The organism is Beutenbergia cavernae DSM 12333, assembly GCF_000023105.1.
Classification (GTDB): Bacteria; Actinomycetota; Actinomycetes; order Actinomycetales; family Beutenbergiaceae; genus Beutenbergia; species Beutenbergia cavernae.
This window is the reverse complement of sequence record NC_012669.1, coordinates 4,483,745-4,499,307: the sequence shown is the minus strand read 5'-3', so window position 1 is coordinate 4,499,307 and position 15,563 is coordinate 4,483,745. Positions and strand designations below refer to the sequence as shown.

Sequence of the window (15,563 nt, the reverse complement as noted above, 5' to 3'; positions counted from 1 at the left end):
TCGCCGGCGATCATGACGCCAGACCGCGCCATCGAGGACGCGCTCGCGCCGCACGTCCAGGGAGACGACCCACCGGGCCTCGCCTGGCTCGTCGCGCGCGGTGACGACGTGCGGGCGGGCTCGATCGGCACCCACGAGCCCGTCGGCGGCGGAGGGATCGCGCGCGACACGATCTTCCGCATCTCGTCGGTCACCAAGCCGGTGTGCGCCGTCGTCGCGATGATGCTGCTCGACGACGGCGTGCTCAGCCTGGACGACCCGGTCCAGGAGTGGCTGCCGGAGCTCGCCGACCGGCGCGTGCTCGCCGAGCCGAACGGCCCGCTCACCGCGACCGTGCCCGCGCACCGGCCGATCACGGTGCGCGACGTGCTGACGTTCCGCCTCGGGACCGGCATGGACTTCACCGGGCCGTTCCCCGGCGTCGTGCTGGAGGCGATGACCGCGAGCGGCCTCAACGTCGGCCCGCCCGCGCCGGCCGTGAACCCGGAACCGGCCGAGTGGATGCGCCGGTTCGGTGAGCTGCCGCTGATGGTCCAGCCGGGCGAGCGCTGGCTCTACCACACGTCCGCGGAGGTGCTCGGTGTGCTGCTGGCGCGAGCCGCCGGGGAGCCGCTGCCGGGCCTGCTCGCGGAGCGCCTGTTCGACCCGCTCGGGATGACGAGCACCGCGTTCGACGTCCCGCCCGAGCGCCGGGGCCGATTCGGGCCGCAGTGGGCGTCGAACCCGGGAACCGGCGCGCTCGAGCGGTACGACGACGCCGACGGCCAGTGGTCGCGCCCGCCCGCCTTCCCCGGCGCGGGCGACGGGCTGGTCTCGACCGTCGACGACCTGTACGCGCTCGCGGACCTGCTGCGCGGTGGCGGGGCGACGGCGCGCACGGGTCGGCTCGTGAGCGAGGAGTCGGTCCGGGCGATGACCACCGACTACGTGGGTGGTGTCGCGGACGCCGCGGGGCTCATCGGGTGGGGCTTCGCGACCGGCGTGCAGATCGCCGACGCACCGGGCGGCCGGCCCGCCGGCAGCTACGGCTGGGACGGCGGCATGGGCAGCACCTGGTGGATCGACCCGGCGAGCGGCGTCGTCGGCATCCTGCTCACGAACCGGGCCTGGTCGACGGCGGGGCCGTCACCGGTGTTCGACGCGTTCTGGGGCGCCGTGCACGCCACCTGACGGCCGTGCGCTGGGGCCGATCGGGGAGGCCGGGTGCGTCCGATGCTGCCGCCCTGTGCACCCGGCCCGAGCCCCGCCGTCAGAACGTCGCGACGACCGGGACGACGTCCGCCGCGAGCCGCTCCAGGGCGTCGGAGGTCGCGACGTCCGGCACGCCACCGATGACGTCGTCGATGCCGGCGTCGCGCAGCCGGCCGAGCTCGTCGATGAGCTGCGCCGTCCGCTCGCCGCGCGGGCCGACGTCGAGCACGTGGTACGCCGTCTTCGTGATCTCGGTGTGATCGCGGCCGACGTCGTCGCAGTGCGCGCGCAGCACCTCGAGCTTGTGGGACAGGTCCGGGGTGTTGAAGAGGTTGCACGCCTGGGCGTACTGGGCGACCAGCCGCAGCGTCTTCTTCTCGCCCCCGCCGCCGACCATGATCGGCGGGTGCGGCGTGCTCAGCGCCTGCGGGACGTTGAGCGGCCGCTCCGCGTGCACGTGCGTGCCCTGGAACGGGGCCTCGTCACCGGCCCACATCTGCGTGACGAGGCGCAGCGTGTCCTCGAGGAGCTCGAACCGCTCGCGCAGCGGCGGGAAGGGGATGCCCAGGCCGCGGGACTCCTCCTCGTTCCAGCCGGCGCCGACGCCGAGGATCGCGCGGCCGCCGGAGAGGACGTCGAGCGTCGTGACGGTCTTCGCGAGCACGCCCGGGTGCCGGTAGTGGACGCCGGTGATGACGGTGAGGAGCTTGGCGTGCTCCGTGTGCGCGGCGAGGAAGCCGAGCGTCGTGTACGCCTCGAGCATGTCGTTCTCGGTGGGTCCGACGGCGCCGATCTGGAAGAAGTGGTCCATGACGGCGAGGTAGCCGAACCCGCCGTCGTCCGCCGTGCGGGCCACGCGGGCGAGGTCCGAGCCGAGGGCCTTCGGGCCGCCTGCCCAGGTGAAGTCGGGGATCTGGAGACCGAGACGCATGAACGTCTCCCTTCGGGGATCATGGGGTCCGTCCCCCGATGAAACGGAGGGGTGCCTCCGACTATATGGAGGCCCGCCTCCGGTTGCAAGAGGTGCCATGTCCGACGTCGAAGCCGAGCTCGTCCCGCGGCGAGCCATGCGCGCCGATGCGCGGCGCAACTACGACGCGCTGCTCGTCGCCGCGCGAGACGCGTTCGCCACGGGCGGCGTCCAGGCGTCGCTCGAGGACATCGCACGCCGTGCGGGAGTCGGCGTCGGCACGCTCTACCGCCACTTCCCGACGCGGCAGGATCTCCTGCGCAGCGTCTACCTCGACGAGGTCACGGCGCTCGTGCGGTTCGCCGAGGAGCAGCCGGGCGCCGACGCCTGGGACGCCCTCGTCGCGTGGCTGCGGCGGTTCGTGGAGTACGTCGGGACGAAGCGGGCGCTCGCGGAGGGTCTGCGCTTCGACGAGCCGGTCATGCGTTCCGCCCGCGACCGCATGATGGCGGCCGGTGCGCCGCTGCTCGCCCGCGCCCAGGAGGCCGGCGTCGCCCGCGACGAGCTCGACATCGACGACGTCGTCAGCCTGGTGCTCGGGATCGTGATGATGAACGCCGACGACCGCGAGCGCCTCGAGCGGCTCCTGCGCGTCGGGCTCGACGGGCTGCGGGCGCCTGCCGGGAGGTAAGCCGGAATTCGCCTTGCGCCGCCAGGGCGCGCCCCGCTTGGGTGGGCCGCATGGCGTGAGAGCGGACCACCGCAACCCGACGAGCCGACGGCGACAACCGCCGTCGGCCCCCTGCCGTGTCCCCTCCTGCGAAAGGCGCCCCGCCATGTCTACCCCGTCCTTCCCGACGATCCACCAGCACCCGCTCGCCTACCTCCTCGGCCTCGAGGGCGTGGCGCTCCTGCGCGCGTTCGCCGGCGAGCGCGACCGCGCGTTCACCGAGGCGCGGCTCGCGGACATCCGCCAGCTGCTCCAGGCCGCCGAGACGTTCGGCGAGGGCCACGACGTCGTCCCGCTGTCGGTCGAGGACGGCTACCGCTACTGGGCGCCGACGTACGACGCCGGACCCAACGGCTTCTGGGGCATGGAGGAGCCGCTCGTCCGGCCGCTCATGGCGCAGGTGCCACCGGGGAGCGTCGTGATGGACGCCGCGTGCGGCACCGGCCGCCACACCTCGTGGCTGGCGGAGCAGGGGTACGACGTGCTCGGCGTCGACCGGTCGCCCGACATGCTGGCCATCGCGCGCGAGAAGGTGCCCAGCGCCCGGTTCGCGCAGGGCGCTGTGCATGAGCTGCCGGTGGCCGAGGCGTCGGTGGACCTCGTCGTCGTCACCCTGGCCCTGAGCCACGTCCGCGACCTCGGGCCGTCGTTCGCGGAGTTCGCGCGGGTGTTGCGCCCGGGCGGGCACCTCGTCATCTCGGATACCCGCGGCCTCTTCCTCGGCTCGCCGCTCTATCCGTTGATCGAGGGCGCCGACGGCGAGTTCGGCTACCTGCCGAACTGGCGGCACGCGACGAGCGAGTACCTGGAGGCGGCACTTCCGCTCGGGTTGCTGCCGCGGCACTGCCGCGAGTACCCCCGCCTGAGTGATGCGCTGCCGGCGGCGGGAGCGGACGACGGCGGAAGCTCGCCCGGGACGGATCTCGATCCCTGTGCGCCGATGAAGTTCGAGGACCCCGCCCGGCCGCCGAACGTGTGGGAGATGATGCCGTGGATCGAGGCGGCGTCACGGGCGGCGTATGCCGGGAACCCGGCGCTCATCATCTGGGACTTCGAGCGGGAGTAGGTGCGCGGCGACGTCGCGCCGGGCCTCGAACGCCGCTGATCGCGGCGACGTGATCGGTTCTGATCGGTTGTCTCCCTGAGCGCAGTGGTCCGGTCCTAGCATCGAGCCGAACTTCGGCAACGGGCCAGAGACAAAGGAGTCAGGCGATGAGCGGACCCCATGGAATCAGCCGACGGAACGTCTTGATCGGAGGGTTGGGCGCAGCGGCGGCGATCCTGGCGGCCGACCTCACCAGCGGCCCCGCCGGCGCCGCCTGGGCCGGCCCCACCATCGCCTCGGACCCGGCCGCATTCGCCGCCGCTCGCGAGCGGTGGCTGCGCTTCTACCTCCCGGCGGGTCTGGACCTGGCCGATCCCCTGGTGGCGGCACCCGCTCAACAGCTCGTCACGACCGCGCGCACCCACCTGGCCAACATCGACCGCGCCGAACCGCGGCTCGGTGTCTTCGCCGACTCCCCCTTCACGAGCCGCTCGACGTATCAGGACTCGCAGCGGGTCTCCTACAGCACGCGGCGACTCCGCGAGATGGCACAGGTGTGGGCCGCCGGCGCGCTCGAGCCCGACGAGGCCGACGCGATGCTGACGGCAATCCAGGAGGGCCTCGACTACCTCACCTCCGATGTCTGGTCGACCAGCGGCGTCCGGTTCGGAGACTGGTACGACTGGGACATCGCCATCCCGAGGTCGATCCACGAGGCCGTCCTGTTCGTCTACGACGCCTTGACGCCGGGGACCACCGCCGCCGTCGTCGCGGCGAGCAAGCACTTCACCCCGACGATCCCGACGTCGGGCACGTACGCAGCTGCCGGCAACAGGGTCTGGTTCTGCGACGCGTTCATGGGGCGTGGGCTGCTTGTCGACGACGAAGCCGATGTCATTGCCGGCAGGGACGGCCTGGTGCCGGTGATCGCGTGGGCGAACCCCGACCCGCGGCCGCCCGGCCTCATCGATCCTTCGACCGAGAACGAGGCGTTCTTCAGCCACGACGGCTTCTACCCGGACGGCTCCTTCGTCCAGCACGGCCAGTTCCCCTACATCGGGCTCTACGGCACCTCCTACCTCGGCTCCATCCCCGGCATCACCGCTCGGACGGCGGGCACGGAGTGGGAGCCCGCCACCGACATCCTGTGGGAGTGGGTCTGGTCCGCGTACGAGCCATGGCTGTTCCGCAGCCGGGTCCCGGACACTGTGCGGGGTCGCCAGATCGACCGGCCGCTCGGCAGCCGGGAGACCGGGACCTCGTTCCTCAACGGGCTGATCTCTCTCGTGGCCAGCGCCGACGAGACGAACCGGGCCCGGTTGGAGTCCCTGATCAAGGCCGAGCTGGCCTACCGCGGCGACCCCCCGACCGCCGACATGGTTCTGGCCAACGCCGCGGTGGCCTCGAGGATCCTCGCCGACCCCGACATCGTTCCGCGCCCGCCACTGACCGGCACCTGGGTGTTTGGCGTGATGGACCGGGTGCTGCACCGGCGGGCGGACTGGATCGCGGTGCTGGCGATGCACTCGTGGCGGATGGCGAACGCGGAGAAGGGCCTGGTCGAGAACAAACGAGGCTGGTATCAGGCCGACGCCTCGGTGCTGATGTACACGCCTGACATCGTGCAGTACGACGAAGGTTTCTGGGCGACGATCGACTCCTACCGCATCCCGGGCGTCACCACCGACACCGTGGCCCGTCAGCTGTACCCGGGTGGCTGGGCGAACGAGTACCACAATCCCAGCTACTGGGCCGGCGGCGTGACCGCCGGACAGTGGGGCGCAGCGGCGATCGACCTAGCCGGCGAACCACCGTCCACGATGCACGGCCGCTTCTCCCGCTTCTTCTTCGAGCACGGCTACGTCTTGTTGGGCGCCGGGATCACTGTCGACGCCGGGCGGACGGCGGAGACGACTGTGGAGAACCGACGGGTCACGACGGTGAGCACCGGAACGCTCACCGTCGACGGCGACCCGGTGGACGCGTCCGGCCAGATTGCCGGGGCGCACTGGGCACACCTGGCCGGCACCGGCGGGTACGTCATGCTCGCGCCTCACGATCTCACCGTCGTCAAGGAGCGCCGAAGCGGCCGGCTCATCGACATCAACACGGGGTTGACCAAGCCGGAGGCCTTCGTGGTGCGCGAGCACGACTACGTGACGCTCGTCCTGCCGCACGGCTCGGCGTCGCCGTCCGCCGGCTACGCGTACGCCGTCCTGCCAGGTGCCTCAGCCGCCACTACTGCTGCGGAGTCCACGGCGCCGCGGTACCACGTCGTCGCACGGACGCCGGAGGCGCAGGCAGTGCGCGACGAGCCGAGCGGGCGCGCCGGCTTCGTGTTCTTCACGCCCGGGTCGGTGTCGCTGGTGACGACGGACACCGGCGCCGCAGTCGCGCTCGAGGAGGGCGATGACGAGCTGACGGTGCACGTGAGCGATCCGACCCAGGAGTCATCGAGCATCGTGATCGACCTCGCGGCGGAGGTCTCCGGCGCGATCGCCCTCGACGATGGCGTCGAGCTCTCCGTCACGGACGGCCGGGCGACCCTGACTGTCGACGTTGCGGGTCTAACGGGCTCGACGAAGGCAGCCCGGTTGGCCTGGAACCCGCCGACCCTGCTCGACCTCGTCCGCGCGGTGGAACGAGCGGCGCGGGCCTGCGCCGCTCCTCCGGATCAGGAGCGCGAGGCTGTGCAGTCGGTACGGCACGCTCAAGGTGGCCACCGCCCCGCCGAAGCCCTGCGGGCCCTGCGGAGGGTGCTTGACGCCTGGGCGGAGCTCCGGCCGTCGCCGGAGATCGAGGCCGCCATCGACCTGGCGTCGCGGCTCGTGGCCCGGGTCGAGTAGTGGGCGGAGGATCGGCGAGAGCTGGATCTTCGAGCCCGGCCTGATCGGTTCCGATCGTTTGAGGACCGAAGCGGTCGCCGGATCGGCATACTCGGCAGGATGATCCGCCCTCAGCGCGAGGACGCCCTGCTCAAGGAGCTCCAGCTACGCGGTTCGCTTGTCGTGAGCGACATCGCCGAGCGGCTCGGCGTGTCGGTCGTGACGCTGCGGCGGGACCTCGCGTCGCTGGAGAAGCGCGGTCTGCTGCATCGCGTGCACGGCGGCGCCACCGCTGTAGGCCGCACGGATCCGGGAACACGCCGCCCGGTCAGACGGGGCGAGATCCCCACCATCGGGATGGTGGCTCCGACCACGGGAAACTACTACGCGTCGATCATCCGGTCGGCGAATCGGGCGGCCCAGGCCAACGGGGTGCGCCTGGTGCTCGGTGTCACCAACTACATCGCTCGCGACGAGAGACGCTCCGTGGCGGCGATGGTCGCGGCCGGGGCGGACGGGCTGCTGGTGACCCCCTCGCTCGCGGACTTCTCCGGGCCGACGCTGGACCTGCTGCTCGACTCGCCGATTCCGGTCGTGCTCCTCGAGCGTTCTCTCGAGGAGTTCGTCGGACCGGCCCGCCTCGAATCGGTGCGCTCGGACCACGAGTTCGGAGCTGAGCTGTGCGTCCACCACCTGGTGGACCAAGGCTTCGATCGCATCGCCCTGCTCACCGCGGGTAACCCGACGTCACCGCGGCTGCTCGCCGGCTATCGGAAGGCCATCACAGAGCTGGGCCTGCTGGAACACGCGCCGCGACGGGACCTGCCTGAGGAGGCATGGGTCACCGAGGCGCGGCGGGACGAGATCCGTGCCCTGCTGCAGGAACTCGTCGATGCCGGGATCACCGGTGTCATCGTGCAGCCCGACGCCCACGCGATGGCCCTGCTGCAGGAAGCCGCCGAACTGGGCATCCGCATCCCTGATGACCTCGCCATCGTGGCTTACGACGACCAGTTCTCCGAGCTGGCCGAGATTCCGCTCACCGCTGTGGCACCGCCTGCGGAGGCTCTCGGCCGGACCGCGATCGCGCTGTGTCTTGACCGGATGCGCCACCCGGTCAGCGACCCGCTGACCGCCATGCAACAAGTGCGGATCATGCCGTCGTTGAACGTGCGGTCCTCATCGGTGCGCCGATCGGACGGATGACCGATTCCGATCGGATTCGTTGACGCGGCCTAGGGGTCGGCCGAACGCTGTTCCGCGTGACAGTTCTGCGCGCCGCCGTCGTCGGCCTTGGCGGGATCGCCCGCATCGCTCACCTCCCGGTGCTCGCCGACCGCCAGGACGTCGCGGTGGTAGCGGTGGCCGATCCGTCAGCTGCGGCGCTGGCGCGGCACCCTTCGATCCCCGGCTTCGCCGACGTCCACGAGCTGCTGGCCGCGGTCGATGTGGATGCCGCCCTCGTCCTCGCGCCTGAGCAGCATCACGTCGAAGTCGTGACGGCGCTGCTGGAGCGCCGGGTACCGGTGCTCTGCGAGAAGCCGCTGGCGCCGAGCCTCCCGGAGGCCAGGCTGCTGCGCGACATTGCCGCCGAGCGCCACACGTCGCTGATGGTCGGCTTCAATCGCCGGTTCGCCCCGGTCTACATGCGGGCCAAGGCCGCGATGTCGGAGCATCCCGCGGCCGTGGGGGTCTTCGAGAAGACGCGGCCGGAGCGAGGCTACCGAGGCTCGGCGGAGAACCTCGTGCACATGGTCGACCTGGCCCGCTTCTTCTTCGGCGAATGCGCCGAGGTTACCGCGCGGGCGGTCTTCGACGACCCGTACTGGGAGGACTCCCTCACCGCTCTCCTCGAGTTCGAGGGCGGCCAGCTGGCGACTGTCGTCGGCAACCGCAGTACCGGGGTGTGGACCGAGAGGGTGTCCTTGCACGGAGACGGGCAGTCGGTCACCGTCGTGGCGCCGGACCAGATCAGCGTGGCCACGGGCGGCGAGGAGCGTACGCATCGGCAGACCCAGGCCTTTTCAGGGTTCGCCGCCCCGACACGCACGCTCGGCTTCGCGGCCCAGGCCGACCACTTCTTCGCGGCAGTCCGGGCCAGCGCGCAGATCACGCAGAACGACGCATCCAGCGCGGTCCGCACGCAGGAGTTGATGGACCGCATCCTGGCCTCCGCCGGGCTACCCACGACCGATGGACGCACATCCATGATGGTCGGTCACCGGCCGGCTGTTCCTCCCAACACACCCGAAGGAGTTGTCCGATGACGCATCTGACTCCCCGTGCCCGCCTCGTTCGGCTGACCGGTCTGGCCGTCGCCGTGTCCCTGCTGACCAGCGCCTGCGCCGGCGCCGAAGGGTCTGGTGACGCGGCACCGACCGAGGCCGACGACGGCCCGGTCACGATCACCTTCATGTCCTGGCTGCGTAACTCCGAGGCGGTCGTCGAGGCCTTCAACAGCTCGCAGGACGGCATCATCGTCGAGTTTCAGACCACCCCGTCGGCGGCGGACAACTACACGACTCTGGCGAACTCGTCGCGCGCCGGCACCGCACCCGACGTCGCCACCGTCGAGTACCCGTACCTGCCTGATGTCCTCGCCCAAGGGCTCCTCCAGCCACTCAGCGAGGAAGCGGCAGACCAGGTGGCGGAGGAATTCCCGGACGCCGCTCGCAACCTCGTTGAGCTGGGCGGCGAGACGTGGTCCTACCCACTGGATCTGGCGGCCTGGGTGATGTACTACCGCGCCGACCTGTTCGAGGAACACGGGATCGACGTTCCCACGACCTGGGAGGAGTACGAGCAGGTCGCCCGCCAGATCAAGGACATCGACCCGGAAGCCCGGATCGGAGCCACCACCGCCAACGATCCTGGCTCCCTCGCCAGCATCAACTGGCAGGCCGGTGCCCAGTGGTACTCCGCCGACGGCGACGCCTGGACCGTCGACATCGACAACGAGGTCACCCGCCAGGTCGCCGAAATGCAGCAGCGCTTCGTCGACGAAGACCTCGTCTGGGTCGGCGAGGGCGAGCTCCTGGGTCAGAGGCAGGCCGCCGGCCAGACCTGGACGACACTTGCCGGGTCCTGGAATGGCGGCTACCTCCCGGTCAACTTCGAAGATCAGGCGGGGCTGTGGCGGGTGGCCCTGCCGCCGTCGTTCACCGGCGAACCGACATCGGCCGGCAACGGGGGCGCGACATTCGCCGTCACCGCGGACAGTGAGCATCAAGACGCCGCGGAGGCCTTCATCGCCTGGATGACAACCACCGAGGAAGGGATCGCCGCCCGGGTGGCCGGCGGTGAGTCCAGCGTGCTGCCCGCGAACGCTGATCTTGTCGGGCCGGCCAGAGACGCATTCGACACCTCGTTCTTCGGCGGCCAGGACATCTACGCCGTCGCAGCAGAGGCTGCCGCCGCCATCCCGGGCGAGTGGACTTGGGGACCTGCACAGAGCACGATGGACACCGCGTTCCAGGACGCTATCGCGCAGGTGAACGCCGGCACGACCGCGCTCCCCGACATCTTTGCCCCGGTCCAGGAGACAGTGGTCGAGAGTCTCAATGACCGCGGGATCGCGGTCGACTGACGTGGCCGCCCTCGTACGCGCGGTCCCGGCCGGTTCCCGGCTAGGGCAGCGGCGGCGGGGCCCGTCGCCACTGCCGTTCATCGCGCCGTTCTTCGTCGTGTTCGCTGTCTTCACGATCGTGCCGCTAGGGTACGCGGCATATTTGAGCCTGTTCTCGGAGCAGTCGTCAGGCTTGGGCTTCGGTGGTGCGCAAACGGTGTTCGTCGGGCTGGGCAACTTTGCCGCGGTGCTGAGTGACACCGACTTCCTCGGCAGCTTCGGGATCATCGGGGTCTACTGCGTGTTCTACATCCCGTTGATGATCGGCGCCGCGATCGTCATCACCTTGCTGCTGGACAGCGGCCTGGCGATCGGGGGCCGCTTTCTGCAGCTCGTGTACTACCTTCCGAACGTTGTGCCGGGGTTGATCGCGGCCATCATCTGGCTCTATCTCTACACGCCTGGGATCTCGCCGCTCGTCGACGTCGTGGAGGGACTCAGCAGCGCCGAGTGGTCGATCTCCTCGTTGCCGGCGTCCATCGTCGCCGTCGCCAACGTGACGATCTGGCTGCACGTCGGCTACAACGTCGTCATCTTCTTCGCGGCGCTGCAGGCGATCCCGCGTGAGACGCTGGAAGCCGCGCGGGTCGACGGAGCGGGCCAGCTGCGCGTCGCGCTGTCGGTCAAAGTGCCGATGATTCGCGGGGCGATCAGCATCGCCGTCCTCATGACCATCGTCGGCGCCATGCAACTGTTCGCCGAGCCGATGCTGCTGAGCTCCCGGGCGCCCGGGATCGATTCGACGTGGACTCCGAACATGTACATCTATCAAAAGGCGTTCACCGACCACAACTTCGGTGTCGCAGCCGCGGCGGCCCTGGTGTTCGCGGTGCTCATCGGTGCCGCGTCGTGGGTTGCGACGCGTGTGAGGCGACGGTGAGCGGGGCCGGCGGCCGAGTAGCCGCGCGAACGCCGATGTGGCTACTGAGTCGGGTCCCGGTGACGGTGGTTCTGGTCGTCGTCATGGCGTACTGCATATTCCCGCTGCTCTGGCTCGTGATCGCGTCGACGAAGGACGCGACGGACCTGACCGGCACGTCCGGGTTCGTCTTCGCCGACTTCAACCTCCTCGAGAACGTCACGACGCTTGTCGGCCGCGACGGCGGCATCTATCCTCGCTGGTTCGTGAACTCGCTGGCCTACGCCGGAGTCGGAGCCGCCGGATCTACGCTGATTTGTTTCCTGGCCGGCCACGCCTTCGACAAGTTCGAGTTCCGTGGCAAGGAGAGGGTGTTCGGCTTCGTCCTGGTCGGCGTGCTCGTACCGGGCGCGGCGACGGCACTGCCGTTATATCTGCTCGCCTCGAACCTCGGGATCGTGAACACGTACTGGGCCGTATTGCTGCCCGGACTGGTCAACCCGTTCGGTGTCTACCTCGCCAGGGTGTTCGCCCGCTCCTACGCGCCGTACGAGCTGGTCGAGGCCGGCCGGTTGGACGGGTCCCGCGAGTTCGGGATCTTCTTCCGGATCGCGCTGCCCTCGATGTGGCCCGGCGTGGTGACATTGTTCCTGTTCAGCTTCAACGGCATCTGGAACAACTTCTTCCTGCCGCTGCTCATGCTGACCGACAGGGATCTCTTTCCGGTGGCGCTGGGCTTGTACTTCTGGAACTCCCGGTCGCTCAACGAGGCCGACTACTACCCCAGCGTCATCATCGGGTCCCTGTTCGCGGTGCTTCCGGTCATCCTGCTCTTCATCTTCCTGCAACGGTATTGGCGAGCCGGACTCGGATCGGGTGCCCTGAAGTGACTGCCTTGCACCATGTCGGCGACCTCTCGACTGGCAAGGGACCGCTACCCGCGATCATTCCTGGCAAACGCGACCCAGTTCGCCGGGCTCCGGACGCCGCGGTCCTGAGTGGTGAAGAGCCGCATGCGGCGGTTCTTGGCCCGTAGCCTTCAGGGGTGCCAATGAATCGCCTCACCGGGGCCACCGTCGCGCCTGAGCTGGTGCCCGACCCGGGCTTCGACGCCACGTACGGGCACACGCTCGAGGACCTCCTCCACGTCAGCGCACCGGCGGACGAGCCCGCCGACTTCGACGCCTTCTGGGCGTCCGTGCGCGCCGAGACCTCCGCCGTCGACCCGCTCCCGGAGGTCTCCGGGTGGCGCCCGCTGCCCGGGCACGAGGCGACCCACGAGGTGGCGGACCTGTCCTACCGCAGCCTCGACGACGCCGCGATCGGCGGGTGGGTCGTGCGGCCCACGGACGGCGCCGAGGAGGTCGTGGTGGTCGGGCACGGCTACGGGGGTCGGTCGGACCCCGGTCTCGACGGCGTCCCGCCCCGGGCGCTCGCGGTCATGCCCGTGGCCCGCGGGCTCGGGTCGCGCAGCGTGGTGCCCGGGATCGGCAACGACGCGCTCCCGCACGTGCTGTGGGGCATCGAGACGCCGCGGTCGTACAGCCACGTCGGTTCGACGGCGGACCTGTGGCTCGCGGTGACGATCGGCCTGGCACTGGTGCCGGAGGCCCGGCGCCTGACGTACCACGGGGGCAGCTTCGGCGGCGGGATCGGGGCGCTCGCGCTCGCGTTCGACGACCGGTTCGACGGCGGGTACCTGGAGGTCCCGAGCTTCGGCGACTACCCGTGGCGCGCCGGCGTCGACTGCCTGGGGTCGGGGCGGTGGGTGCGCGCCCACCTGCGGGAGCATCCCGAGGCGCTCGAGACACTGCGCTACGCCGACGCCGCCACGGCCGCCGGCCGCGTGCGAGTGCCGGTGGTGGTGGCGCCCGCGCTGGCCGACCCGAGTGTGCCGCCGCCCAGCCAGTTCGCCGTGGCGAACGCGCTGGGCGGGCCGACGTGGCTGCACGCGCTGCCGGCGGGGCACAGCGAGTGGGTCGGCTCGGACGCGCACGAGCGGCCGGACGACGCGAGCATCCGGCGCTTCCTCCTGGAGCAGGCGTAGGGGATGTCGGAGGCGGGGTGCAGAGTGGGGGAGTGCTGCACCGACCGGCGGGGAAGGCGACCTCACACGGGGGTCGTCCCGCGCGTCTACCTGGTGTGAGCAACCCACCGTTCGCCCAGGTCGTCGAGCGGCACGGTCCCACCGTGCTGCGCGTCGTGCGGGCGCTCCTGCCCCCGGACCAGGCGGACGACGCCTGGTCGGAGACGTTCCTCGCCGCCCTCAAGGCCTACCCGGACCTCCCGGGCGGCGCCAACCTCGAGGCCTGGCTCGTCACGATCGCGCACCGCAAGGCGATCGACGCGCATCGGTCACGGGCGCGGCGGGCCGTTCCGGCGGGCGGCGCGTCCGACGTCGTCGAGCGGCTCGACGCAGCCGGTCACGTCGGTACCGGCCACGTCGGCGCACCGCCCGGAGGCTGGGAGCGGGACCTGTGGGAGGCACTTGCCGAGCTCGCACCGAAGCAGCGCACGTGCGTCGTCCACCACTACGTGGGCGGGCTGCCGTACGAGGAGGTCGCCGCGATCGTCGGCGGCACCGCGGCGGCCGCCCGTCGCGCAGCGGCCGACGGCGTCGCGCGCCTGCGCCGGACGTACCTCGAAGGAGCAGCATCATGACTCACGCCACGCAGCCACCGTTCCTGTCGGCCGGGCTGGCCGACGCCGTCGGGATCCCCGCCGGCAACCTTCCCGCGGGGGCGGGCGCCGTGCCGGAGCACCTCACGGCAGCGCTGGCCGCCGCCGCCGCGCGCGACGGCGTGCTCGACGTCGCGTACCGCACGCTCGACACGCCGGTCGGCCCTCTCGTGCTCGCGGCCACGGGCGCCGGGCTGGTCCGGGTCGCGTTCGCGCGCGACGGCGCCGAGCCCACCCTCGAGGAGCTCGCCGAGCGGGTCAGCCCGCGGGTCCTGCTCGCGCCCGCCCGCCTGGACGCCGTCGCGCGCGAGCTCGACGAGTACTTCGCCGGCCGGCGCCACGTGTTCGACCTCCCGCTCGACCTGCAGCTGCTGCGCGGCTTCCGGCGCTCGGTGGTCGAGCACCTGGAGGAGATCCCGTACGGCCGTACCGCGTCCTACGGGGAGGTCGCGACGATCTCGGGTCGACCCCGGGCCGTCCGCGCCGTCGGCACGGCGTGCGCGCTCAACCCGCTGCCGATCGTCCTGCCGTGCCACCGCGTGGTGCGCTCGGACGGGTCGATGGGCGGGTACGCCGGCGGGCCGGACGCGAAGCGCACGCTGCTCACCCTCGAGCGCGAGCGGAACGAGTTCGGACGCACCGGATGACGGCGTCGACGGCGCTCGCCCGGCCGCCCACGCGGGCGGCCGTGAGCGGGCTGCGCCTGGCGTACACGCCACCGCTCGACGCCGACGCGCTCCTGGCCGCCCTGGGGCGGCACGAGACCGTCGGGCTGGACAGGGTCGACCCCTTGGGTCGCACCGTGACGCGCACCGTGCCGACCCCCGACGGCCCGGTGCTCGTCACCGTGCACCTGGCGGCCGACGAGCCGGTCGTCGTGCTCGACGTGGAACCGCTGGTCGCCGTGGCCGGGGTCGGCGCGGTGTGGTCAGGAGCGGACGGGGCGCTCGAGGCCCTCGTGAGCCGGGTGCGGGGGTGGCTCGACCTGGACCACGACCCGCTGGCCGCGGACGCGGTTCTGGCCGCCGACCCGGCGCTCGCCCCGCTGGTCGCCGGCGCGCCCGGCATGCGCGTGCCCGGCTTCGTCGACCCCTTCGAGGCCGCGGCGACCACGGTCCTCGGGCAGCAGGTCTCCCTCGCCGCCGCGCGCACGTTCACGAGTCGTTTCGTGGCTGCGTACGGCACGCCGCTGCGGGCGGCCGGCGCGCCTTCGACCGCCCCGCACTGGTTCGCGTTCCCCACCCCGGAGGCGATCGCGCGGGCGGACCCGGACGAGCTGCGCGCCGTCGTCGGCCTCACCCGGGCGCGCGCGTCCTCGCTGACGTCCCTGGCCGCCGCGTTCGCCGACGGGCTCGCGCTCGACACCGGGCCCGGCTCACGCGAGCGGCTGCTCGCGCTGCCCGGGATCGGGCCGTGGACGGCCGACTACCTCGAGCTGCGCCTCCTGCGCGACCCCGACGCGTTCCCCGCCGGCGATCTCGTGCTGCGGCGCGGGCTCGGCGTCGTGGATCCCGACGAGGCGACGGCGCTCGCCGAGTCCTGGCGACCCTGGCGCGGCTACGGCGTCTTCCACATCTGGTCCTCGGCGACGGCGCCCCAGGGCCGCGGCGCGGCGCCGCGGCGGCTGCTCAGCTGACGCGGGCTCGCTCGCGTCCGTGAGGTGACGCGTGAACACGCAGGCGGTTCGTCCCAGGAACGT

General features: G+C 71.5%; 14 protein-coding genes. 13 read left to right on the top strand and 1 reads right to left on the bottom strand.

What is annotated here, in order from left to right:
- The first annotated feature begins 12 nt into the window (after positions 1–12).
- Positions 13–1,170, top strand: a complete 1,158-nt coding sequence (locus BCAV_RS20470; RefSeq protein WP_015884544.1) for a serine hydrolase domain-containing protein — start codon at positions 13–15, stop codon at positions 1,168–1,170.
- A 79-nt stretch (positions 1,171–1,249) separates the two neighbouring features.
- On the opposite strand, the gene BCAV_RS20465 is transcribed toward BCAV_RS20470, so the two are convergent.
- Positions 1,250–2,122 (bottom strand): LLM class F420-dependent oxidoreductase, encoded by an 873-nt coding sequence (locus tag BCAV_RS20465; protein WP_015884543.1) that lies wholly within the window; start codon positions 2,120–2,122, stop codon positions 1,250–1,252.
- Positions 2,123–2,219: 97 nt separating this feature from the next.
- Between BCAV_RS20465 and BCAV_RS20460 the strand changes: the two genes are divergently transcribed.
- From BCAV_RS20460 to BCAV_RS20405, 12 genes are all read left to right on the top strand, one after another.
- A complete protein-coding gene (locus tag BCAV_RS20460; RefSeq protein WP_015884542.1) occupies positions 2,220–2,792 on the top strand; it encodes a TetR/AcrR family transcriptional regulator in 573 nt (190 codons plus the stop codon).
- A gap of 145 nt (positions 2,793–2,937) precedes the next feature.
- Complete coding sequence (locus BCAV_RS20455) at positions 2,938–3,897, top strand: class I SAM-dependent methyltransferase (protein ID WP_015884541.1); 960 nt, start codon at positions 2,938–2,940, stop codon at positions 3,895–3,897.
- A gap of 146 nt (positions 3,898–4,043) precedes the next feature.
- Positions 4,044–6,722, top strand: a complete 2,679-nt coding sequence (locus BCAV_RS20450; protein ID WP_015884540.1) for a polysaccharide lyase family 8 super-sandwich domain-containing protein — start codon at positions 4,044–4,046, stop codon at positions 6,720–6,722.
- Positions 6,723–6,821: 99 nt separating this feature from the next.
- On the top strand, positions 6,822–7,907 hold the full coding sequence (locus tag BCAV_RS20445; RefSeq protein ID WP_015884539.1) for a LacI family DNA-binding transcriptional regulator: 1,086 nt from the start codon (positions 6,822–6,824) through the stop codon (positions 7,905–7,907).
- Positions 7,908–7,963: 56 nt separating this feature from the next.
- Positions 7,964–8,968 (top strand): Gfo/Idh/MocA family oxidoreductase, encoded by a 1,005-nt coding sequence (locus BCAV_RS20440; RefSeq protein WP_015884538.1) that lies wholly within the window; start codon positions 7,964–7,966, stop codon positions 8,966–8,968.
- Complete coding sequence (locus BCAV_RS20435) at positions 8,965–10,287, top strand: ABC transporter substrate-binding protein (RefSeq protein WP_015884537.1); 1,323 nt, start codon at positions 8,965–8,967, stop codon at positions 10,285–10,287. The genes BCAV_RS20440 and BCAV_RS20435 overlap by 4 nt, the downstream gene beginning before the upstream one ends.
- The gene (locus tag BCAV_RS20430) at positions 10,262–11,206 is read left to right on the top strand and encodes a carbohydrate ABC transporter permease (protein ID WP_015884536.1); all 945 of its coding nucleotides are present in this window, start codon (positions 10,262–10,264) and stop codon (positions 11,204–11,206) included. Before BCAV_RS20435 ends, BCAV_RS20430 begins: the two co-directional genes overlap by 26 nt.
- 59 nt (positions 11,207–11,265) lie before the next feature.
- Positions 11,266–12,075, top strand: a complete 810-nt coding sequence (locus BCAV_RS20425) for a carbohydrate ABC transporter permease (RefSeq protein WP_222836660.1) — start codon at positions 11,266–11,268, stop codon at positions 12,073–12,075.
- 161 nt (positions 12,076–12,236) lie between these two features.
- Positions 12,237–13,232 carry an acetylxylan esterase gene (locus BCAV_RS20420; RefSeq protein ID WP_015884534.1) on the top strand — a complete coding sequence of 332 codons (996 nt, stop codon included), beginning with the start codon at positions 12,237–12,239 and terminating at the stop codon, positions 13,230–13,232.
- A gap of 95 nt (positions 13,233–13,327) precedes the next feature.
- Positions 13,328–13,846 (top strand): RNA polymerase sigma factor, encoded by a 519-nt coding sequence (locus BCAV_RS20415; RefSeq protein WP_015884533.1) that lies wholly within the window; start codon positions 13,328–13,330, stop codon positions 13,844–13,846.
- Positions 13,843–14,511, top strand: coding sequence for a methylated-DNA--[protein]-cysteine S-methyltransferase (locus BCAV_RS20410; protein ID WP_015884532.1), 669 nt, complete (start codon positions 13,843–13,845; stop codon positions 14,509–14,511). The genes BCAV_RS20415 and BCAV_RS20410 overlap by 4 nt, the downstream gene beginning before the upstream one ends.
- A complete protein-coding gene (locus BCAV_RS20405; protein WP_015884531.1) occupies positions 14,508–15,500 on the top strand; it encodes a DNA-3-methyladenine glycosylase family protein in 993 nt (330 codons plus the stop codon). Before BCAV_RS20410 ends, BCAV_RS20405 begins: the two co-directional genes overlap by 4 nt.
- Positions 15,501–15,563: the final 63 nt, after the last annotated feature.

Bases quoted from the DNA above. Each gene is read 5' to 3' on its own strand.
- BCAV_RS20435 (WP_015884537.1), top strand. From the start codon at position 8,965: ATGACGCATCTGACTCCCCGTGCCCGCCTCGTTCGGCTGACCGGTCTG.
- BCAV_RS20410 (WP_015884532.1), top strand. From the start codon at position 13,843: ATGACTCACGCCACGCAGCCACCGTTCCTGTCGGCCGGGCTGGCCGAC.
- BCAV_RS20455 (WP_015884541.1), top strand. From the start codon at position 2,938: ATGTCTACCCCGTCCTTCCCGACGATCCACCAGCACCCGCTCGCCTAC.
- BCAV_RS20420 (WP_015884534.1), top strand. From the start codon at position 12,237: ATGAATCGCCTCACCGGGGCCACCGTCGCGCCTGAGCTGGTGCCCGAC.
- BCAV_RS20445 (WP_015884539.1), top strand. From the start codon at position 6,822: ATGATCCGCCCTCAGCGCGAGGACGCCCTGCTCAAGGAGCTCCAGCTA.
- BCAV_RS20405 (WP_015884531.1), top strand. From the start codon at position 14,508: ATGACGGCGTCGACGGCGCTCGCCCGGCCGCCCACGCGGGCGGCCGTG.
- BCAV_RS20460 (WP_015884542.1), top strand. From the start codon at position 2,220: ATGTCCGACGTCGAAGCCGAGCTCGTCCCGCGGCGAGCCATGCGCGCC.
- BCAV_RS20450 (WP_015884540.1), top strand. From the start codon at position 4,044: ATGAGCGGACCCCATGGAATCAGCCGACGGAACGTCTTGATCGGAGGG.
- BCAV_RS20470 (WP_015884544.1), top strand. From the start codon at position 13: ATGACGCCAGACCGCGCCATCGAGGACGCGCTCGCGCCGCACGTCCAG.
- BCAV_RS20430 (WP_015884536.1), top strand. From the start codon at position 10,262: ATGACCGCGGGATCGCGGTCGACTGACGTGGCCGCCCTCGTACGCGCG.
- BCAV_RS20465 (WP_015884543.1), bottom strand. From the start codon at position 2,122: ATGCGTCTCGGTCTCCAGATCCCCGACTTCACCTGGGCAGGCGGCCCG.